General features: G+C 64.8%; 19 protein-coding genes. 6 read left to right on the top strand and 13 right to left on the bottom strand.

Annotated features, from left to right (window positions below; genetic code table 11):
• The first annotated feature begins 23 nt into the window (after window positions 1-23).
• Entirely contained in the window at window positions 24-662 is a 639-nt protein-coding gene (locus V3B25_RS03340; RefSeq protein ID WP_329810065.1) for a DUF6766 family protein, read from the top strand.
• Between the two features lie 3 nt (window positions 663-665).
• Window positions 666-1,217, top strand: coding sequence for a cysteine hydrolase (locus V3B25_RS03335; protein ID WP_329810064.1), 552 nt, complete (start codon window positions 666-668; stop codon window positions 1,215-1,217).
• A 24-nt stretch (window positions 1,218-1,241) separates the two neighbouring features.
• Here V3B25_RS03335 and V3B25_RS03330 read toward each other — a convergent pair whose 3' ends face one another.
• The 10 genes from V3B25_RS03330 to V3B25_RS03285 form a co-directional block, all read right to left on the bottom strand.
• Window positions 1,242-1,475, bottom strand: coding sequence for a hypothetical protein (locus V3B25_RS03330; protein WP_049463413.1), 234 nt, complete (start codon window positions 1,473-1,475; stop codon window positions 1,242-1,244).
• Window positions 1,476-1,720: 245 nt separating this feature from the next.
• Entirely contained in the window at window positions 1,721-3,331 is a 1,611-nt protein-coding gene (locus V3B25_RS03325; RefSeq protein WP_154352613.1) for a PepSY-associated TM helix domain-containing protein, read from the bottom strand.
• Window positions 3,332-3,342: 11 nt separating this feature from the next.
• Entirely contained in the window at window positions 3,343-3,642 is a 300-nt protein-coding gene (locus V3B25_RS03320) for a hypothetical protein (protein WP_154352614.1), read from the bottom strand.
• Window positions 3,629-3,913, bottom strand: a complete 285-nt coding sequence (locus V3B25_RS03315; protein WP_154352615.1) for a hypothetical protein — start codon at window positions 3,911-3,913, stop codon at window positions 3,629-3,631. The genes V3B25_RS03320 and V3B25_RS03315 overlap by 14 nt, the downstream gene beginning before the upstream one ends.
• Before the next feature lie 67 nt (window positions 3,914-3,980).
• Window positions 3,981-6,161, bottom strand: a complete 2,181-nt coding sequence (locus V3B25_RS03310) for a TonB-dependent siderophore receptor (RefSeq protein ID WP_329810062.1) — start codon at window positions 6,159-6,161, stop codon at window positions 3,981-3,983.
• Window positions 6,162-6,339: 178 nt separating this feature from the next.
• Entirely contained in the window at window positions 6,340-8,223 is a 1,884-nt protein-coding gene (locus V3B25_RS03305; RefSeq protein WP_329810061.1) for a PepSY-associated TM helix domain-containing protein, read from the bottom strand.
• Between the two features lie 46 nt (window positions 8,224-8,269).
• On the bottom strand, window positions 8,270-10,726 hold the full coding sequence (locus tag V3B25_RS03300; protein WP_329810060.1) for a TonB-dependent siderophore receptor: 2,457 nt from the start codon (window positions 10,724-10,726) through the stop codon (window positions 8,270-8,272).
• 108 nt (window positions 10,727-10,834) lie between these two features.
• Window positions 10,835-11,878, bottom strand: a complete 1,044-nt coding sequence (locus V3B25_RS03295) for a FecR domain-containing protein (RefSeq protein WP_201119232.1) — start codon at window positions 11,876-11,878, stop codon at window positions 10,835-10,837.
• On the bottom strand, window positions 11,875-12,561 hold the full coding sequence (locus V3B25_RS03290; RefSeq protein ID WP_329810059.1) for a sigma-70 family RNA polymerase sigma factor: 687 nt from the start codon (window positions 12,559-12,561) through the stop codon (window positions 11,875-11,877). The genes V3B25_RS03295 and V3B25_RS03290 overlap by 4 nt, the downstream gene beginning before the upstream one ends.
• Window positions 12,562-12,896: 335 nt before the next feature.
• On the bottom strand, window positions 12,897-13,424 hold the full coding sequence (locus V3B25_RS03285) for a DUF6622 family protein (RefSeq protein WP_154352619.1): 528 nt from the start codon (window positions 13,422-13,424) through the stop codon (window positions 12,897-12,899).
• 239 nt (window positions 13,425-13,663) lie between these two features.
• Here V3B25_RS03285 and V3B25_RS03280 point away from each other — a divergent pair, with 239 nt between their 5' ends.
• Complete coding sequence (locus V3B25_RS03280; protein ID WP_329810058.1) at window positions 13,664-14,770, top strand: serine hydrolase domain-containing protein; 1,107 nt, start codon at window positions 13,664-13,666, stop codon at window positions 14,768-14,770.
• Here V3B25_RS03280 and V3B25_RS03275 read toward each other — a convergent pair.
• The gene (locus V3B25_RS03275) at window positions 14,752-15,621 is read right to left on the bottom strand and encodes a methylenetetrahydrofolate reductase (RefSeq protein ID WP_154352621.1); all 870 of its coding nucleotides are present in this window, start codon (window positions 15,619-15,621) and stop codon (window positions 14,752-14,754) included. The two genes, V3B25_RS03280 and V3B25_RS03275, sit on opposite strands and share 19 nt — an antisense overlap.
• Window positions 15,621-16,535 carry a LysR family transcriptional regulator gene (locus V3B25_RS03270; protein ID WP_154352622.1) on the bottom strand — a complete coding sequence of 305 codons (915 nt, stop codon included), beginning with the start codon at window positions 16,533-16,535 and terminating at the stop codon, window positions 15,621-15,623. Before V3B25_RS03270 ends, V3B25_RS03275 begins: the two co-directional genes overlap by 1 nt.
• Before the next feature lie 177 nt (window positions 16,536-16,712).
• Here V3B25_RS03270 and msuE point away from each other — a divergent pair, with 177 nt between their 5' ends.
• From msuE to V3B25_RS03255, 3 genes are read left to right on the top strand one after another with little or no spacing between them, the layout of a single operon-like run.
• On the top strand, window positions 16,713-17,294 hold the full coding sequence (gene msuE, locus V3B25_RS03265; protein WP_329810057.1) for an FMN reductase: 582 nt from the start codon (window positions 16,713-16,715) through the stop codon (window positions 17,292-17,294).
• Window positions 17,295-17,351: 57 nt separating this feature from the next.
• The gene (locus V3B25_RS03260; RefSeq protein WP_329810056.1) at window positions 17,352-18,329 is read left to right on the top strand and encodes a DUF1852 domain-containing protein; all 978 of its coding nucleotides are present in this window, start codon (window positions 17,352-17,354) and stop codon (window positions 18,327-18,329) included.
• A gap of 38 nt (window positions 18,330-18,367) precedes the next feature.
• The gene (locus V3B25_RS03255) at window positions 18,368-19,402 is read left to right on the top strand and encodes a methionine synthase (protein WP_049422263.1); all 1,035 of its coding nucleotides are present in this window, start codon (window positions 18,368-18,370) and stop codon (window positions 19,400-19,402) included.
• A gap of 55 nt (window positions 19,403-19,457) precedes the next feature.
• Here the strand turns inward: V3B25_RS03255 and V3B25_RS03250 are convergent, their stop codons facing one another.
• On the bottom strand, window positions 19,458-20,486 hold the full coding sequence (locus tag V3B25_RS03250) for a tetratricopeptide repeat protein (RefSeq protein WP_329810055.1): 1,029 nt from the start codon (window positions 20,484-20,486) through the stop codon (window positions 19,458-19,460).
• Window positions 20,487-20,508 lie beyond the last annotated feature (22 nt).

The raw sequence follows: 20,508 nt of genomic DNA, 5'->3' as shown, positions 1-20,508 counted from the left end.
GAACAGCCTGAACGAGGTGTTGCATGTGGAAACGCAACGGTCTCTCGCTGGTGCTGCTTGTGCTCACCATCGTATTCATCGGTGGGCAGGCAGTTGCGGGACATCACGTGCACAACCAGGAGCTGGTGCAGCACGGACGCACGCCGATCGATATCTGGAACTATTTGGCGACCGGGCATTTCGTCAGCGCCACATTCGAGAACTGGGAAAGCGAATTCCTGCAGATGGGGATGTATGTTCTTCTGACAGTGAGCCTGCGCCAGCGCGGTTCGGCCGAATCGCGGCCCTTGGACCCTGTGCAGGAACAGAATCGCATCGAGCCGGGGCCGGCGCCTTGGCCCGTCAGGCGTGGTGGCGCATGGAAAGTCATCTACGGCCATTCGCTTGCGATCGCCTTCGGCCTGTTGTTCCTGGCCAGCTTTACGCTGCACGCATTGGGAAGCTGGCGAGCCGAACAGGCCGAGCAGCAGCTGCAGGGCCTGCCAGTACCGGGCTTTCTCGAGCACCTGGCCAGCAGCACGTTCTGGTTCGAATCGATGCAGAACTGGCAAAGCGAGTTTCTGGCCGTGCTGTCTCTGGTTGTGCTGACCATCTTCCTGCGCCAGAAGGATTCGCCACAGTCCAAGCCGGTCGAAGCGCCGCATGCGCAGACAGGAGATTGAGGCATGGCACGCCGCCCTTCTACCGCCCTGCTGATCGTCGACATGTTCAGTCGTTTCGACTTCCCAGGTGCAGACGCGCTGGCGCCAGCGGCAGAGAACGCGGCCCGGCAGATCCGCCGCCTGAGAGACCACTTCGATGACCAGGGGTGGCCAGTCATCTATGCCAATGACAACTTCTCAGATTGGAAGCGGGACTTCCGCCAACAAGTGGAGCAGTGCCAGCGGGACGGGGGGACGGCTGCCCGAATTGCCACCACCCTCTCCCCCCTGCCCGGCCACTATTTCGTGCTCAAGCCCAAGCACTCGGCGTTCCTCGCCAGTCCCTTGCCGATTCTGCTGGCCAAGCTGGGAGTACGCCGTCTTTGCCTCACTGGCATGACGGCCGACTCGTGTGTCCTGGCCACGGCGCTGGACGCCAACGCCAGGGAGTTCGAGGTCGTGGTGGCATTGGAAGCTGTGGCGGCGATGCCCTCGCAGAAACGGCGTGCACTGGCAGTGCTGGCAGACTCGGGCGCAGCCCGGGTCGTCCGACTTTCGTCGCTGGTCTCTGCGTAATCGGCAGGATCAAATCGAGGCAGTTCAGGCCCGGTCCGCTACACCCTGTACACCGGCATGACCGGCGCAATGTGCACAGCAGAAGATCTGGCCCTTTCCTTCAACGCCATGCCCGATAACCGCGCAGTTGCAATGTGCGCAGCGCGGCGCGAATGCATGGATCGCGCATTCGAACGAATCGAAGGTTCCGCTGCGTCCGCCCTGCTGCAGGGTGAAACTCTTGTCGTAGTTGTTGCCGCAGACATCACAGGTGGCCATGTGGCACCCCTTTGTGTGTAATGAAGGGGGAGTGTGGTGAGTGCGGTTGTCGGTGGCCGTGAATGCGGCGTACCTGGTACGTGCAAAGTACCCATGACGCGTGCCTCGCCGAACTGAAGAGCGGGCCGTTCAGGCCTGTTCATGGCCGGGTCGAATTCTTGCTGCGTCCAGGGTAGCTTGGGCAACGGCTGTTTTTTCCATCCAATGCCTACCTGCCCGCCTCGGCAATCGTTTCAGGGGCGGATCTACTCCCCGGCCGCTTGGATGTGCCCTGCCCTTGTGGTCGCATTTCCGTCGATGGCCCAAACGCTGTCCTTGTGGCCCACCGTTGCGCGCTTCCTGGATCGCCTCGCCAATTGCCAGAAAATGACAGCGGCGACGATTGCGGTCGCGTCCACGGCCACCCCGGCACTTGAATGGTTCCAGGTGCCGGGTACCCCGGCCAACGCCGCAAGGCTGCCGAGCGGGATCAGTGCCGTCACCATGGCGCCAACGTACAGCAGCTCATAGGCAGAGCGCGCGGCCCCACGCAGGAATGCCCAGGCCACTGCCAGCAGGAAGGCCGCATAGTAGATGCCTTCGTGCCATGCCGGGACATTGCCAACCAGCCCAGGCAGCCACTTGGTAGCTGCCAGTGTTGCCGATATGCCGATGACACAGCCCAGGGACACACCGATGGTCAGCGATCCCAGTACACGGGTTGATCGCTTCTGCTCGGGAAGGTTGGCATCGCGCTGCTTCTTGCGTCGTGATTCGATCCACAGCAGGTTGCCGGTGTAGAACACGATCGCACCGCCAAGCCCAAGGAGCAGGTACATCCAGCGCACGGGGTTCCCGCCAAAGCTGCCGAAGTGCAGCATGAAGAAGGCATTGACCGCCGTATCCCAGCCGCCCATGTGTCCTGGCAGGTCATGTGTGTCCACCACACCAGTGTACGGATCGAGATGGGTACTCATGTAGGTGCGGGCACGGGTCCCGTAGCGGATATCCAGGCCGGTGACACGCCCCTCGACCACACTGTCCTTCTGCTGGAAGCCCAGGCTGTAGACCTCAAAACCCGGCAGCTGTGCCTTTACCTTTTCCAGTAGTGCAGGAGCAGGCAGAGGCTGGGCGCCCGGAGCGGGCCCGGCATCGTGCTCTTCGCCCCATTGGATGCCGTTGGGATAAACCACCTTGTCCTGGATGTCGTAGATCTGATCGTGGAACGCGAATACCACGCAGGTCACGGCCATGATCAGGTGGAATGGCAAGCTGACAATGCCCAGCGCGTTGTGCACATCCAGCCACATGCGCTTGATGTTCTTGCCTACCCTCACGGCGAAGAAGTCTTTCACCAACGTCGGCAACAGCACGATGACGCCGGAGATCAATGCGACGGCATACATCAGCGCAATGATGCCCATGATGGGGCGCGAAATCGCATCGGGGAACGGCAGGCCGACGAACTGGTGCAGGGTATCGACAAGCTGCGCCACCGGTGCCTTGCGTAGCTGCTCCACCTGGAGGCGGCCCTTCTCGTCAAAGCTTGCGCCAAACTCAGTGAACTGCCGTGGCTTGTCGCCACGTACTCGCCAGATCACGCGGGCAGGCGCTTCAGGCGACGTCTGCACCATCACGCTGTAGTTCTTCGCCGCCTCGGGATGCGCCTTGAGCACCGCGGCCAGCAGTTCAGGTGCACGTTCCATCGGGACCGGCGCAGACAGCGCAGACGGGGGTGTTGCCCATCGCTCCAGTGGCTTCTCGAACATGGTGATCGAGCCGGCATAGAAGGCAACGAACAGCATCAGGCCAGCAAAGATGCCGACCCAGATGTGCACGTCCTTGTAGACCTTGATGATGTCGTTGCGGATCTTCATGCGGGGTCCAATCAGCCCAGCTGGCATCGCGCCAGCCAGAGTGCGCCAAAGGCGACCAGGTTGGCAGCACCCAGCCACAGCCAGGCGCGTGCGCTGCTACGGAAAAGGAAGACGAATGACAGGATGGGCGCCCACAGCAGCGCGACCAGCCACATATTGAACTGGGCCTTGCCGCCCCCACCATCGATGCCGCCGGGGCCGAACCACGCGAACAGGCCGGACAAGGCCAGGGAGAGCCCGAAGCCCAGGAGTACGCCTGCGCACGTCTTTCCGAACCAGTGGCGGCTCTGCAGCTTGTCAGGCTTGGCCATGCGGGCCTCCGCCTCGACGGCCACGCCAGACGCCCAGGAACGGCGCCACTGACCAGACCAGCATCAGAATCGTCAACCAGGTGAAGAAGGCCGCACCACTTCCCATCAATGACAGGAACAAGGCAAGCGAGACCAGCGACAAGGTGCTGCCGGGAATCCATTTCCCACGGACAGGCCAGGGTCCGGCGCGCCGCCACTGCTGTTTCGGTGAGGCCAGATAGAACAGCCACGCCCCTACCACACCCGTGGCTGAGGCCAGCAACGCCATCACGACTGACATTCTGGAAGTCTCATTTGGAGGCTCCGTGACCTGGCTGGCCGGTCACGGGGCAGAAGGGTTACCAGGTGAACCGGGCGGTGGCCGTGACGGTGCGTCCTGTGCCGAAGAAGCATGAGGAGACACCGCTGCACGTGGTCACGAATCGCTTGTCGGTCAGGTTGCTGACGTTCAGTGCGAACTGCGTGCCCACACTCCCGATCGCACCGACGTCATAACGGATAGCTGCATCCCACATCGTGTAGGACGGAATCAGGTAGACGTTGGCGCTGTCGCCGTAGCTTTCACCGTTGTAGCGGACGCCTGCGGCAAGGCTCAGGCCTGCGAGTGCCCCGCCCTGGAAGGTGTAGTCACCCCACAGCGCAGCGGTCCAGTCCGGAACCATCGCCAGCTGCTTGCCCTGGTAGCCGTTGTTGCTCTTGGTGACTTCCGAGTCCATCCAAGACGCGGCGCCGATCACGCTGAAGCCATCGAGGGGGGGGATGCGGCCTTCCAGTTCCACGCCACGCACGCGACCCTCGCCATCCTGCACCTGGCACTGGCTGGACCCAGTCGTGCCGCAGGTGTTGTGGCTGGGATCGGGGTCGTTGGTGAGGATGTTCTGCTGGCGCAGATCGTAGGCTGAAAGCGTGATCAGGCCATCGAATCCAGACGGCTGATACTTCACGCCCACTTCCCACTGCTTGCCGGTGATTGGGTCGAACGGGGTCCGGTCGAAGGACTGTGTAGCTGTGCTGCCTGCGGGCTGGAACGACTCGGCATAGCTCAGGTATGGCGTCAGGCCATTGTCAGCCACGAACAGGATGCCCGCGTTGCCGCTGAAAGCCTCGTTCTTGATGCGGCTCGGCGCGCGTGCGCCATAGCGATCCGTAGCCACGGTGTACGACTGCGTCCAGGTGTCGTCCTTGGTCCAGTCGTAACGGCCGCCCACGGTGAAGCGCCACTTGTCGAGCGCGATCTGATCCTGCAGGTAGGCACCCGTCTGGCGGTTGACGCCTCCCGAGTAGCTGATGCTGTTGGTGACCGGAACATAGCCGGTGTAGACCGGATTGAAGATGTCGATCGGCGCCGGATCACGCATCGCACCGCGTGCCGCGTCCCAATCGGCCTTCTGCCAGTCCACGCCCACCAGCAGCGTGTGTTCAGCCGAGCCGGTCTGGAACTTGCCGGTCACACGGGTGTCGATGGTGTCGCCCTGGGAGTCCCCCTCGCCCCAGGTGGCACGTCGCTTCTGCGTGCGGCCATCCGGGTTCAGGCCACCATTGGTCACCACGGTGCGGAAGGTCGATTCCACGTTGGTGCGGCGGGCACCCTGGCTCAGGGTCCAGTTCTCGTTGAAGGCATGTTCGAACAGCCAGCCGGCCGTCCAGATCGTGCGGTCGTAGGTGTTCCAGTTCGGTTCGCCAATGAAGGTCGTGTTCTTCATGCGCCCATAGGGGGTGGCCTTGAGCGTGCCGTCCATCGGCAGGAACTGGTAGGTCGAGCCGCCGTCATCGCGCTGATAGAGGCCCAGCACCGTCAGCCGCGTACGCTCGGCCATCTGGAATGTATAGCTGGGGGCCAGGAACCAGTGCTGCTGCTGGGTATGCTCGATCTGGGTGTCACCGTCGCGATACAGGCCCACCAGGCGCCCGAGGTGGCGCTTGTCGTCCGATGCCGCGCCCAGATCGAACGCGCTGCTGTACTGGCCGTTTCCATCCAGACCCAACTGCAGCACCTGCTGCTGGTCAGGTGTCGGGGTCTTGCTGACTTGGTTGACCATGCCGCCCGGAGCCACCTGACCATACATCACGGCCGACGGTCCCTTCAGCACCTCGACACGGTCCAGGTTCCAGCTGTCCACCATGGTCCGGTTCCACTGGCCACCCTGCGGCGCTCGCATGCCGTCGACGGTGACGTTGTTGCTCCAGCTGCCGGCGTCGAAGCCGCGGATGCGGAAGTCATCGACGCGATTGTCGATGCCGCCGCTCTCCAGAACCACGCCGGCCACGTAGCGCATCGCCTCGTTGAGGTTCTGCACACCGCGGGCATCGAGCTCTTCGCGGGCAATGACCGAGACCGACTTGGCCATTTCCGCAACCGGCGTGTCGGTCTTGGTAGCGCCGGAGGTGTGTGTGGTTGTGCGATAGGCGTTGACGCGCACCGCATCGAGCGTCGTGGCGCTGCCATCGGGGACTTCTGGCGAGGGCGGTGCTTCAGCGTGACCGGCCAGCGGGAAGGCCAGCATGAGGGCAACGGACACGGACAACAGAGAGCGCCTCGGGGCGCGGGAAGTAGTGGCGATCTTGTTCATTTGGGGGCCTACGGTAGGAAGTGCGCCCTAGGCGGCAGCTGCGGCGGCGTTAATTTCGCGTTAAATAATACCAAATGCAAATCGTTCGCACTAGCAACCACAGGCGCCTGCCCTGTCGGGAGCGCTCTCACCCTGTCTGAAGCATCGCCACCCACACCCCCATCAGGGCACTCCCCGCCAGCAGACTCAGCCACACCCGCCCAACACTACGGGCACTGAAGACGCCCACAGCAACGGCAATGAACAGCACGAACCCCAGCAGTGAACTGGCCAGGACCGAAACGGCTGTCCTTACCCCCACCAGCACGGGCAACAACAACGCCAGTGCCGTGGCAGTAACGGCGGTGAACACGTAGCCGCCCAGTGAGGCGGCCAGCACTCGGCTCGCCACCTGCCAGCGATAGGCCGGTTCCCGCCCGGCCGGAGGCTTGGCCGGGCGCGCCGCCTCCTGTGCCCGTGGCCAGCGGCGCTGCAGCATCAGGGCCATTCTTGCCAGCATCAACCCGAAGGCCAGTGCGACCAGCTCCACGCCGGCCTGATGCCATGCGCCCCGCTGCAGATACATCAGCAGCCCCTGCCCGGTGGTTGCCAGATTCACCAGCGGCAGAGCCAGGCACAGTGCTGCTGCCAGCCACAACTGCTCGATCCAGGCCAGGCGTGGCGGGCGCCATAGCGCGTGCAGCACCGAGGCAGCGCAGGCAACAAGGAAAATGCGTATTTCCCACCCACTGCGACCGCTTACTTCCAGTGGCAGCAAGCGATTGCCGTACAGGTAGACGATGCTTGCCAGCGCCACTCCAGCCAGCGATGCGACGTTGAGTGCTTCCACGCAGCGATAGATGCCCGCCGTGGCCGCGCCGAACTCATGCTCGCTGCGCTTGCGCCGCTTGATGGAGAACAGCAGCGTGCCGATGGCGATCATCGCCGTACCGAGCAGGCCGCTGATGAAGTACAGCCACTTCATCGGCCAGCCGCCGAAATCGGCCTTGTGCAGTGCTTCGATGGTCTCGTGCACCTGTACGGCGCCAATGGCATGCGGATGTGCGCCATGCTGTTGCAGCAGCGTGCCGCTGGCAGCATCGAACGTCACCCGGCTGGCTTCGGTCAGCAGATGCCTGTCCGCGCCCCCCTCGGGCTTGCGGCCGATCACCTCCACCACGCTGTGCACGGTGCCGGGCGCCTGGATCACGACCAGTGCCGGTGGCTGCCCGCTGATGGCGTGCGCGCGTGCCAGCAGTTGCGGCAGGTCCGGCAGTTGCGCGGTGGATACCAGGATGCCGGGCGGAGCCAACGGTGCAGGCGCCAGCTCGGCTTCGTAGCGCGCATAGGCGCCATCCGCATCGCCATAGGCGGTGTGCACCGGCCATGGCAGATAGCTGCTGTAGAAGAAGGTCAGCCCCGTGTAGCCGATCATGAACAGGAATGGCAGGGTCAGCACGGCACTCAGGTTGTGCGCATCCAGCCAACTGCGCTGTCCCTTGCCCGGGCGGAAGGTGAAGAAGTCCTTGAAGATGCGTTTATGCACTACCACGCCGGACACCAGCGCCAGCAGCATGCAGGCGGTGATCCAGCCGACCAGCCAGTAGCCGGCCATGCCACCGTGCAGGGTGTAATGGAAGGACATGAAGTGGCGCCCGCCTTCGGTTTCCCGAAGACGAGGTGGAGGCTGTGGCATGCCTGTACTGGCATCCACCCAGCGTTCGTGCGCGTTGCCGTCGCCATCCTCCCATGACAGCTCCAGCGGCCAGCCGTGCTGCGCAGGCCAACGGATCTGCCATGCCCGGGCATCGGTGGTGTTTGCGGCCAGCCAGTGCTGCGCACGCACCGCCTGCGTTGCGGTGTCCACCGCCGGCAAGGAGGCCGGCACGGGGCCGGCCTCCATCCATCGCGTGATCGGCTCGCGGAACACGCTGAGCGTGCCGGTCAGGAAGATCGCGCACAGCAGCCAGCCGCAGGTAAGGCCGCACCACGTGTGCAGCCACGACATGCTCTGCCGGAAGCCTGCCTTCATGCCTGCCCCGTGGCGGGCAGGCCGTTGCCCCGCCGGTTTCGGAAGATCACAGCGAGCCGCGCAGCGTCAGCATTACATTGCGCGGTTCGCCGAAGAAGTTGCCGCGGCGGATCTGGCTGATCATCGCGTAATAGCGCGTGTCGAACAGGTTGGCTACGTTGAGGCCCGCGCTCCAGCGCGGATTGATCCGGTAGCCGGCACGCAGGTCCCACACGGCACGTCCTGCTGCACCCATGCGCCAGTCCGGGTCGTCGTAGGCCGGATAGGAGTAGCTGCTCTGTGCCGATACACCCCCGCCCACGGAGAACGCGTTCCACTTGCCGGGCAGCTGGTAGGACGTCGACAGGCGCAGCAGGTGGCGGGGCGTCTCTGCGCTGATGGTCGCGCCCTCATCGTCGCGGCTGGTGACGTGGGTATAGCCCGCCATCATCTGCCAGCCCGGTGCCAGTTCGCCGCTGGCCTCCAGCTCAAAGCCCTTGCTGCGCAGCTTGCCGCCATTGCGGTAGCAATCGGACGACGCCAGCGAGCCACGGCAGCTGCCCGGGTCGGATTCGTCCACCACGGCGTTGCCGGTCTTGCGGATGGAGAACACTGCGGCGGAGACATTCAGGCGGCCATCGTTCAACTCACCCTTCACGCCCAGCTCGTAGTTGGCGCCGATGGCCGGATCCAGCACCGAGCCGGACGCGGTGACGTACGAGCTCTGCGGCTGGAAGGTATCGGCGTAGCTGGCATAGACCGACCATTGCGGACCCAGGTCGTAGACGAGGCCGGCGTACGGGGTGAATTCGTGCTTCTGTTCGTAGTCGCGGCTCTTGGCGCCGGTGAAGCCATCGCTGGACTGGTACTTCACCCAGCTCAGCCGGCCACCCAGCGTGAGGTGCAGCGGTTCTGCAAGCTGCAGGCGCAGGTTGCTGTACACGCCGCTCTGCTGGGCGCGGGCGTTTTCTGACCAGTCCCACGCGGGCTGCAGCGGCTGCGCGATGGCGCTGTGGTCGGGTGCGTAGACATCAATCGGCACGTCGATGGCCAGGTCCGCCGAGCTCTGGCGGGTACGCTGGCGCGACCACATCGCGCCCAGCAGCAACTGATGGCTGCGGCCGAAGGCGTCGAAACTGCCGGTGGTGTGCAGGTCGATGCCATCACTGCGCACGCGCGAGCGGTTGAAATAGATGTCATAGAAGCGCGAACCGATACCGGTGGCGCGGTCCACCCCGCCCAGCGGAACTGCAACACGCTGGTCCAGGTCCGACTCGGTGCGGTTCAGCGACAGGCGTGCCTTCCAGCGTTCGTTGAAGCGGTGCTCCGCCTCTGCAAAGGCTTCGTCGACGGAGCCCTCCTGCCGGTTCCAGTCCTGGATGAGCGAGGTGGAACGCTTGATGTCCAGCGCACCACCATCGGTGTAGCGCGGCAGGCCGAACAGCCAGTAGCCGTCGGTGTTACTGGCCTGATGGCGCAGGCCGAAGGTCAGCGTGGTATCCGTGCCCAGATCGGCATCGATCACCCCATAGGCCACCGGCGTCTTCGATGAGGTGCCCCGCTGGAAGTAGTCGCGATCCTGATAGGCGGCGACCAGTCGGCCGCGCACGCTGCCGGTAGCATTGAGCGGGCCACCGCCATCCACCTCGACGCGGTAGTTGTCCCACGAGCCCACGGTGGCGGCCAGATCCAGATGAGCCTGGTCGCGCGGGCGCTTGCGCACCATGTTGATTGCTCCGCTGGGGTCGGCCGCGCCGAGCATCATGCCACCGGCACCGCGCAGCACTTCAACCCGTTCCAGCACGGCGGTGTCGATCGGCAGCCAGCCCACCGGGGCATAGACAATGCCGGCCACGCCATCGACCAGATAGTTGCTGTCGTCCACGGTGAAGCTGCGGATCGAGAACTTGTGGTTGCCGAAGTTGCGGGCGGTCTTGGTCACGCCGGTGGTCTGTGCCAGCGCTTCGTCCAGCGTGGTGAGGTTGCGGTCGTCCAGCTGCTGGCGGGTGATCACGCTGACCGACTGCGGGGTCTGGCGGATGCTCTGCCCCAGCTTGCCCAGGCTCAGCTCACGTGCCGTGTAAGCGCCATCGCTTGGCGCATTGGCGGTGACGTTCACCGTCTGCAGGGTGGTCTGGGCCTCCTTGCTGCGCGCAGGTGTTGCTGCTTCCTGGGCCAGGGTGAACACGCCCGGACGGGTGGCATTGACACGCACGCCACTCCCCTCCAGCAGGCGCGCCAGTGCCTCCTGCGGCGTGTAGCTGCCGGTCAAGGCCGGGGCGCGACGGCCCGCCACCGCCGATTCGCTGAACAGCACCTGCTGCCGGGACTGCTCGGAAAAGCGGCGCAGTGCGGCATCCAGCGGTTGCGCCGGAATATTGAACTGCACGCGCGCAGCCGGCTGCGCCTGTGCGATGGCTGGCGCTGCCAGCGCGCTGGAAATGCACAGTGCCAGCAACGGCAGCCGCTTGGCGTGTACCCCCGTAGAGAACGCGCCAGCAACAAGTGCGCGCTTGATCTTCATGTACCCCATTACCGCTCCATCATGCTTGGCCGCTACTGGCCTCACTGGGGTAAACGGAAAATGGCGGTGGGGTGGGAACCCGCGCCGGAAGAAATTTTCGTTCCGGCGTCAGCGGGTGACAGGCCGTTCGTCGATGCGATAGCCGCCCTGGGCAGTGCGGGTCACCTGCACGGGCAACAGATCCGGCAGCGCTTCCAGGAAGGTGGCCGGGGCATCGGTGGCTGCGTAGCCGGAGACCGGCAGGAACTTCAGCCCTGGCTGGCCCAACGTGACGGGATGGCCCAGATACTGCCCGACCTCCTGCGCCACTTCGTCCAGCGGGGTGCGCCGGAACACCAGGCGCCCGTTGCGCCAGCCGCCAATGCTGTCTGCGCTGGCGGCAATGGAGCGGTAGGCGGCTGTAAGCGTGGTAACGGCCAGGCCTTGTTCAGCGTGCAGGCTGACCGGCGCGGTGCCTTCGGCGCGATCCGGCTGTACCCGCACGTGCCCATGCAGCACCTTGACCACGACTTCGCCCGGCCCATTGCGCACATTGAAGGCCGTGCCGACCACCGTCACCCGGCTGCGCTGGGCATCGACGGTGAAGGGCCGGTCGGCCGCCGGGGCGACCTCGAAGTACGCCTCGCCCTGGCTGAGCACCACTTCACGACGGGATCGATAGAAATGCACCGCCAGCGTGCTGCGTGCATTGAGTGAAATCCGTGAGCCGTCCGGCAATTGAAGATCGCGTATCTCGCCCGCACCGGTGGCCACGTCCTGTACGTAGCTGGGCGCGGTGTACCAACCGTAGCCGACGTACCCCAAGGCCAGCATCGCCACGGCCGCAGCCGCCGCAACGCGTGGCAGGCGCCACGACCGTGCACGCCGCGCCGCCCTGCCCCGCCGTGGAGCGGCAGGTGCAGGTACTGCTGGGGCGATCACCGCATGCGGGTCCGAGGCCAGCACGGGGCGCGGCAACTGGCCGAGGTCGTGCCAGGTTCTGGCCACGTCGGCGAACGCCTGTCGGTGCGCTTCGCTCTCGGCCAGCCAGTGCTGCAGGGCCGCCTCTTCTTCCGGTTGCCAGTCCGCATCCTGCCGCCGCACCATCCACGCGGCGGCCGCCTCATGCAGGGCAAACGGGTCGGAACCTGCGGCAGAAGGGAGATCGGTCATCGGCAGGGAAAATCAGCATCGATGGCAGGCGCCAACGCCTCGCCCGCATTGATCGGGCGATGCAGTTCCTGCATCTGTGCCAGAGACGCATAGCGTACCCGCACTTCGCAGTAGGCAACCGCTCGCGACAGATGCTTGACCACCATGCGGCGGGAGATCTGCATGCGAGCGGCAACGTCCTCCTGGGTCAGCCCATCGAAGCGGCAGAGCACGAATGCCTCGCGTTGGCGCTCGGGCAGCTCGGTCAGCGCTTCTCGCAGGCGCTCCAGGCGCTGCCGCTGGGCGCTGAGCTGCAACGGGCACTGTGATTCATCGCTGGCGATGGCTTGGCCCGCATCCTCGGCATCTGCCAGCGGCAGCGTCTGGAGACGGCGGCCTGCGGTGTGCTCACGATATTCATCGGCCACGGTGTTCATTACCGTCCGCCGGAAATAGGCGCCTTGCTGGTCGCACGAGGCCAGTGCAGGGTTTGCCGCCAGCCACTTGACTGCACCGTCGTGCAGGGCGTCCTCACCGTCCGCACCTCTGACACGCGCAAGGCTGCGCAGAATGGGCCCGCGCCAGCGGGCATAGGCTTTCGCAAGGAGGTTCCCGCCCATTGGCGAGGCGTCTTCCGGAATGCCCGCCTCCGTGGACGAGGCCCGATCCGCGTTGCTGCCCGTGCCCCGGCCTAGCGTGGACACATCACCCTCAGGGCAAATGCCTGCGGTCTGCACAGGTGGGGCGGGGAATTCACGTTGGGAGCCGGAGTTCTGGCCGCCATAGGCGGCGGAAGGGGTGGGATGCCGCAAGTGTAGTGAGAGTCATTTGCAATTGGAACTCCCTACCCCGTCCCGGCCACGTCATGAAATGCAAGCAGCAGCCCACCAGTGATGGTGCTGGACGCCAGCGGGACCTGCCGAATGCGTTGATTGCGGGCATGCGGGTTGATTGGAGCCCGTGGGGACAAGGGGTGCCGGCCAGCGGCCGGCACTACCCTCTGGGGCTATTAATGTGACGCGTCACGACGGAGCTGGTTTCAGCCTGCGACCCCAACCCCTTTAACTGCCTCGCCCAGTCGCAACGAGGCCAGATAGCGGCAGTACTTGCCGACGAAGAGGCCGGTGAACCCACCTGCCAGCAGGAGATAGGCGGCGCTGAAGCCAGCGTTGGCGGTCAGCGACGGCGACACTGCAAATGCAACTTCGAAGCCGTACTTCACCAGGAAGGTGACCAGCAGCAGCGGCAGCAGGCTGAAGTCCGCGCTGCGCCAGAGCTTTCCGGTAGCGCCATCCAGGGTCAGCTTCACGTGGCCCAGCAGCAGCCATCCCAGTGCCGCACCGGTGCCGATGCCGGCCAACCACTCGCCCCAGGCGGTCGGCGACGCACCGAAGCGATGGCTGATCGACCACGCACCCCAGGCGGCGAACAGGGCGGGCGCGATCGCCAGCTTCTGCAGCGAGGTCTCCCCTGGCTTCATGGCGGCGATGCCGCGGGTGATCAGGAAGGCCAGGAGCAGCCAGACCCAGATCGGCGTCTGTGCGGCGAGTTGCTGGAGCATGTTCATGAGCGGTCCCCCTTGGTGAGTGGTGGCTGAGTGGTGGCGAGGCGCCCTCGCCTTGGCGCTCACTATTCGCTTCCGCCTGGGTTGCAGCCAGTGACAGCTGTCAGCCTTCGTGGGTGATGTGTCGGCGCGCCACGCTGCCAACAGCCACAGTACGGACCTACCCGGGACACCCGCCTCATCTGCTCGGCCTGCTCGACCCGCGATACCATTGCCACAATGCCGCTGCGAGCTGATACGCCATGCGCAACGATCCTGTCCGGCGCCACCTGTGTGCAGCACTACTGGCTGCCGGCTGCGGCCTGCCTGCCCGGTCTGCACTGGCGAGCCGGAGTACTCCAGGCAGCTGCAGTTCGCTGGACACGCTGCTGCAGGCCGAGCAACAGCCTGGCCTGGCGGCCGTTGTGGTAGATCATGGGCGCATCGCCGCACTATCCGCGGCTGGCCGACGCACTGACACCCGGCCCTCACCGATTGATCGCCATACCGTGTTCGAGCTGGGATCGATCACCAAGGTGTTCACGGCGCTGCTGGTATTCCGGCTCCAGCAGCGACAGTTGCTCGACGTCACGGCGCCCATCGGCCTGTATGTGGAGGGACTGCCTTCAGAGTGGGCATCCACTTCACTGCTGCGGCTGCTGAGCCATACCTCCGGCATTCCCAATTATTTGAATGAAGACAACTTCCTGCGTTTGATGCCGACGAGTCCGCAACCCCGTGAACTGTTGGCAGGGGTGGAGCAGATCCCGCTGGAGTTTGCGCCAGGTACGCGGCATGCCTATTCCAATACGAACTACATTCTGCTCGGTCTGGCCATCGAACATGCAACCCGCATGGATTACTGGAACGTTCTCCAGGAAGAGATCCTGTCGCCGCTAGGCATGCGCGACGCGGGACCGCGCCGCTCAGAGGATCGGCGCCGGATTGCCCAGGGGCATCTATTCCAGGATGGCCAGTGGCACGACCCACCGCCCACTGCTGCGGGTTCGGCGTGGGCGGCCGGCAGCCTGTTGGCGAGCATCGATGACATGGCACGCCTTGCTGTGGCATTGGACCAGGGTCGGCTGCTACCTGATGGTGCGCTGAGGCGCATGTGGTGCGACACGGTTCTTTCCAACGGAAGCAAGGCGGGCTGGGGGGCCGGCTGGCAGGTTGCCGATGACGGCAATGTAGTCGGTCACGGAGGCGGAACCGCAGGCTTTACTGGGTACTTGCGGCACGTTCCTGCGCAACGAAGAACGGTCGTGGTCCTGATCAATCGTGCCGGAGACATCAATCCCCAGCGCATTGCAGAGCGCCTCGATCTTGGGATGCGCCGCTGCCCGGATTTTCAGCCGCCGCTGCTGTAAATGCTCCGCCGATACTGCTCCACCCACTCCAGCGATGGCGCGATACCGCCGAACGGGAACAAGTGCGGGCTGACCGGGCCATGGGCGTCCGTCAGCCCACTCAGCAGGCGATCCATGAACACCTCCGGCCCTGCCGTTCCCAGCAGCCGGCCGATCGAGATGCCATACCTGGCCAGCACCGAGGCACTGGCACCCACGCCGCACATCGTGGCGTAGCGCAGCAGCCGCGTGATGCTGGCCGGCCCCGGCACGCCAACCAGCACCGGAACCGTGATGCCACGCGCGCGCAGTGCTTCCAGCCAGGCCAGCACGGTATCGGCATCGAAGGCGAACTGGGTGACGACCAAGGGGGCCATGCCGCGCGCTTCGATGGCCTGGCATTTACGCCCAAGCACCTCCCAGCGATCGTCAGCGCTCATCACCGGGTGGCCTTCCGGGTGCCCGCCGATACCAACGACCTTGATCCCGGAGTGCTCCAGAAGACCGGTCTGGATGATTGAAGCACTGTCGGCAAACGGCCCGGCGGGTGTGGCCAGGTCACCCGCGACCAGCAGGCAGCGGGTGATCCCGGCTTCGCTGGTGGCGCGCTCCAGAAAGCGCTCAAGCGCTGCGTGCGAGCCGATGCGGCGGGCGGAGAGATGCGGCATCGGCGCGAAGCCGAGCTCGCGCACCGTGCGTGCGGCGGCCAGGCGTGCATCGTCGTCCTCGCTGGCCAGCCAGGGAATGGAGATGACCGTGCCGCGCCGGATGCGGGCCGCCTCGGCGCGCAGTGCCGGCATGGCCTTCGCGCTGACTTCCAATGAAAAGGCGTTGATGAAGGCGTCCGCCTGCGATGAGGTACCGGCCGGCATCAACGCGCTCCGCCCACATTGCCGGCAATCGGCGTGCTGTTACGCGCCAGTTCGACGAAGGCCTGCAGGTAGTCGATACCGGTATCGGCCTCGCGCGCGCCCAGGTAGATCTGCTTGGGAATGCCCTTCGCCCCCAGGCGCACCGGCACCACGTCCATGCGTGCGGCATATTCCTCCACCAGCCAGCGCGGCATCGCGGCCACGCCACGGCCGCTGGCCACCATCTGCATCATGATGTCGGTGGTTTCGATGGTCTTGTGGCGCCGCGGCGTGATGCCGGCCGGCAGCAGGAACTGGTTGTAGATGTCCAGGCGCTCGAACGGTACCGGGTAGCTGATCAGCACTTCCTGGCCGAGCTGGCGCGGTTTTACGTGGTCCACCTTGGCCAGGGCATGGTTGCTGGCCACCACCAGTACCTGCTCGTAGTCGAACACCGGGATGAACTTCAGGCCCGGCTTCAGCAGCGGATCGGGGGTGACCAGCAAGTCGATCTCGTAGCCGAACAATGCGCCGATGCCGCCGAACTGGAACTTCTGCTTGACGTCCACATCCACATCCGGCCACGCGGCCAGATAGGGCGAGACGATCTTCAGCAGCCACTGGTAGCACGGGTGGCACTCCATGCCGATGCGCAGCGCGCCACGCTCGCCCTGCGCGAACTGGCCCAACCGTTCCTCGGCCAGGTCCAGCTGCGGCAGCACCCGGTTGGCGACCGCCAGCAGGTACTGCCCGGCCTGGGTCAGGCGCAGGCTGCGGCCTTCGCGCAGCCAGACATCGGTGCCGAGCTGCTGCTCCAGCTTTTTCATGCTGTGGCTGAGCGCCGACTGGGTCAGATTGAGCACGCCGGCGGCCGCGGTGAGCGAGCCCTGCTGTTCGACCTGCTGCACGATGCTGAGGTGGATCCGTTCCAGCATGACGATGAATCCTGCTCATGGATTGGTGAAGTAATACCATTTTACGTCATGGAAGGGCATGACTAGGATCGGGTCATGCCTTCGGTTGCCTGCCAGCCCGGCCACCTCGCCGGCCTGCAGGACTGCGCCCCCCGCAGATCGCCCGAAGGAGCTCCCTCCCCTGCTGAAAGCGAACAGATGACCCGCCCCCTCCGTATCGTCGCCGTTTCCGGCGGGCTGCAGCGCCCCTCCAGGGCTGCGACCCTGGCCGAGCACCTGCTGGACCTGATCGGCGAGGACGTTGCCTGCGAGCCGCACCTGATCGAGCTGGGCGAACTGGCGCCGCAGCTGGCCGGTGCGCTGTGGCGCTCGCAGCTGCCCGAGGCTGTGGAGCGGCAGCTGGTGGCCGTTGAACAGGCGGACGTACTGGTGGTGGCCACGCCGGTCTACCGCGGTTCGTACACCGGCCTGTTCAAGCACTTCTTCGATTTCATCCACCAGGATGCGCTGGTCGACACCCCCATCCTGCTGGCCGCCACCGGCGGCAGCGAGCGCCACGCGCTGGTGATCGACCATCAGCTGCGGCCGCTCTTCAGCTTCTTTCAGGCGCGCACCCTACCCCTCGGCGTCTACGCCACCGACCGCGATTTCGCCGAGGGCCGCGTCCACAACGAGGCACTGATCCAGCGCACACGGCTGGCGGTGCAGCGGGCACTGCCCCTGCTCGCCCTGTCCCATCGCGCAGCGCCCGCCATCGGCGAGACCGCCGCAATTCTCTGAATACCGGATGCCAGCACCCTGCATTCGGATGTCACCCCGCAAACCGGAACGCCGCCCATGACGACCGAGAACTTCACCTTCAGCATCACGCGCATCCCTTTCAACGAGGACTACCAGCCCGCTGACGGCACGCGCATCACCACCAACTTCGCCAACCTGGCTCGCGGCGAGTCCCGCCAGGAGAACCTGCGCAACACGATCAGCATGATCAACAACCGCTTCAACGACCTGGCGCACTGGGACAACCCGAGTGCGGACCGCTACGCCGTTGAGCTGGACATCATCTCGGTGGAGATGCACATCGATGGAGCCGACGGCAGCGATCCGTTCCCGCTGATCGAAGTGCTGCGGCCGACCATCGTCGACACGCGTACCGGCACGCGCACCGAAGGCATCGTCGGCAACAACTTCTCGTCCTATGTGCGCGACTACGACTTCAGCGTGGTACTGCCGGCCAGCAACGAGGGAAAGGCCACCTTCGGCATTCCGGAAGGCTTCGGTGATCTTCACGGCAAGCTGTTCCAGCACTTCCTGGAATCGGAGGCCTACCGCGCCAATTTCAGCAAGGGGCCGGTGATCTGCATCAGCATCTCCAGCAGCAAGACCTACCATCGTACCGAGAACCACCATCCCATCCTGGGGGTGGAGTATCGCCAGGGCGAGTTCTCCCCCACCGACCAGTACTTCGACAAGATGGGCCTACAGGTGCGCTATTTCATGCCGCCAGGCAGCGTCGCGCCGCTGGCGTTCTACTTCCAGGGCGACCTGCTGGGCGACTACTCGAACCTGGAACTGATCGGCACCATCAGCACGATGGAGGCATTCCAGAAGATCTACCGGCCGGAGATCTACAACGCCAATTCCGTGGCCGGCAAGGTCTACCAGCCCAGCCTGAAGCACCAGGACTACTCCTCCACCCGCATCGTCTACGACCGCGAAGAGCGCAGCCAGCTGGCGGTCAAGCAGGGCAAATTCACCGAAGAGCACTTCATCAAGCCGTATCGCGCCGTGCTTGAGCAGTGGGCTGCCCGCTGATCCATCGATTCTCCATTCGCCCCAGGACACAGAACGCAATGTCGACGAAGAAACTGCTCCCCACCTCCACCGCCGGCAGCCTGCCCAAGCCCTCCTGGCTGGCGGAGCCCGAAAAGCTCTGGTCGCCCTGGAAACTGCAGGATGAAGGCTTGACCGAAGGCAAGCAGGATGCCCTGCGCCTGTCCCTGCAGGAACAGCAGCACGCCGGCATCGATATCGTCAGCGACGGTGAGCAGACCCGGCAGCACTTCGTTACCACGTTCATCGAGCACCTCAACGGCGTCGATTTCGAGAAGCGCGAAACCGTGCGCATCCGCAACCGCTACGACGCCAGCGTGCCGACCGTGGTCGGCGCCGTGAGCCGCCCCAAGCCGGTGTTCGTGGAGGATGCGAAGTTCCTGCGCCGGCAGACCACGCAGCCGATCAAGTGGGCACTACCCGGGCCGATGACCATGATCGACACCCTGTACGATGCGCACTACAAGAGCCGAGAGAAGCTGGCCTGGGAATTCGCGAAGATCCTCAACGAGGAAGCGAGGGAGCTGGAAGCCGCTGGCGTCGACATCATCCAGTTCGACGAGCCCGCCTTCAACGTGTTCTTCGACGAAGTGAACGACTGGGGCGTGGCCGCACTGGAGCGTGCGATCGAAGGACTGAAGTGCGAGACTGCCGTGCATATCTGCTACGGCTACGGCATCAAGGCCAACACCGACTGGAAGCAGACGCTGGGCTCGGAATGGCGCCAGTATGAAGAGTCGTTCCCGAAGCTGCAGACCTCCAACCTCGACATCATCTCGCTGGAATGCCACAACTCGCACGTGCCGATCGATCTGATCGAGCTGGTGCGCGGCAAGAAGGTGATGGTGGGCGCCATCGACGTGGCTTCCAGCACGGTGGAGACGGCTGAGGAAGTGGCCAACACCCTGCGCAAGGCGCTGCAGTTCGTGGATGCCGACAAGCTCTACCCGAGCACCAACTGCGGCATGGCGCCGCTGGCCCGTGACGTGGCACGGGGCAAGCTGCGTGCGCTCAGCGAAGGGGCCAGGATCGTGCGCGAGGAGCTCTCGGCGTAACCGCTGCAAGCGATCTGCGTCCGGACCTCTGTGCGGGGTCCGGACGCATCGGCACTCAGCGCTTGCGCGCGCGCCGCTCGGGGCACTCCTTCGGATCGAACAGATCGTAGGTCTGCTTGATGGCCAGATTGCGGATCGCCCTGCGGTTTCCCTGCGCTGCAGCCTCACAGGTCCAGTAGATATCCTCTTCCTGGTCCTTGGGCACCCCGCGCCCGATGGAGTACAGGTATCCCAGCTCGGCCTGTGCAGGCGCGTAGCCCGCCATTGCCGCCTTGCGATACAGGTCGGCGGATCGGGCCTCATCCTTCTGTACGCTGATACCCTTGGCATACATCAGGGCGAGCCTGGTCTGCGCCTCCACATCACCGCCATCGGCAGCCGCTGTGAATGCTTCAACCGGGCCAAACGCGCCGGGCGTGTCCATCTCGGCACACCACACCTCGTTCTCCTTGCGATTCAGGCACAGCTCCAGACGGGCCTCCTTGACTCCCGCTAGGCCGAGCTCCTGCACGGCTGCCCTGGCATACCACTGCATGGCCTGGGCCTCGTCTTTCGTGAGGCCGGCGCGTCCCTTCTGATAGAGATTGGCAAGGCTGTACTGCCCGGCCGGCGAGCCGAGTTCAGCGGCTCGGCGGAGCCACAGGACAGCCTGGGCATCATCCTGCTGCGGGCCCAGGCCCTGCAGGTACATGATCCCGAGATCGGACTGTGCGTCCGCATTGCCCTGATCGGCAGCCTTGCGTACCCAGTGCAGGGCCTGAGCGGAATCCTTCGGCACGCCATTGCCTCGCAGATACAGCACACCCAGCATGGACTGTGCCGGCGCATAGCCCTGATCGGCCGCCTTGCGGTACCAGTCCGCTGCCTTCGCTGCGTCCCTGTCGACGCCTGCGCCGCGCAGATACCTGTCCCCAAGTTCATTCTGGGCTTCCGCGTTGCCGGTCTTCGCCGCAGCCATCACGCGATCCCGCTCGGCTGCGTTGTCATTGCCAAGCGCAGGCGTGCTACAGGCCAGGGCAGCCAGCCCCGCACAGAGTGCAACGCGCCGCAGGGCGCCAATCCATTCTTCCGTGAACGTCTGCATTCTTGATCAACTCCAGATGGAT

The organism is Stenotrophomonas sp. SMYL8, assembly GCF_036320065.1.
GTDB lineage: Bacteria > Pseudomonadota > Gammaproteobacteria > Xanthomonadales > Xanthomonadaceae > Stenotrophomonas > Stenotrophomonas maltophilia_A.
Note: the sequence above shows the minus strand (reverse complement) of the source record. Positions and strands in the feature narration are given on the sequence as shown.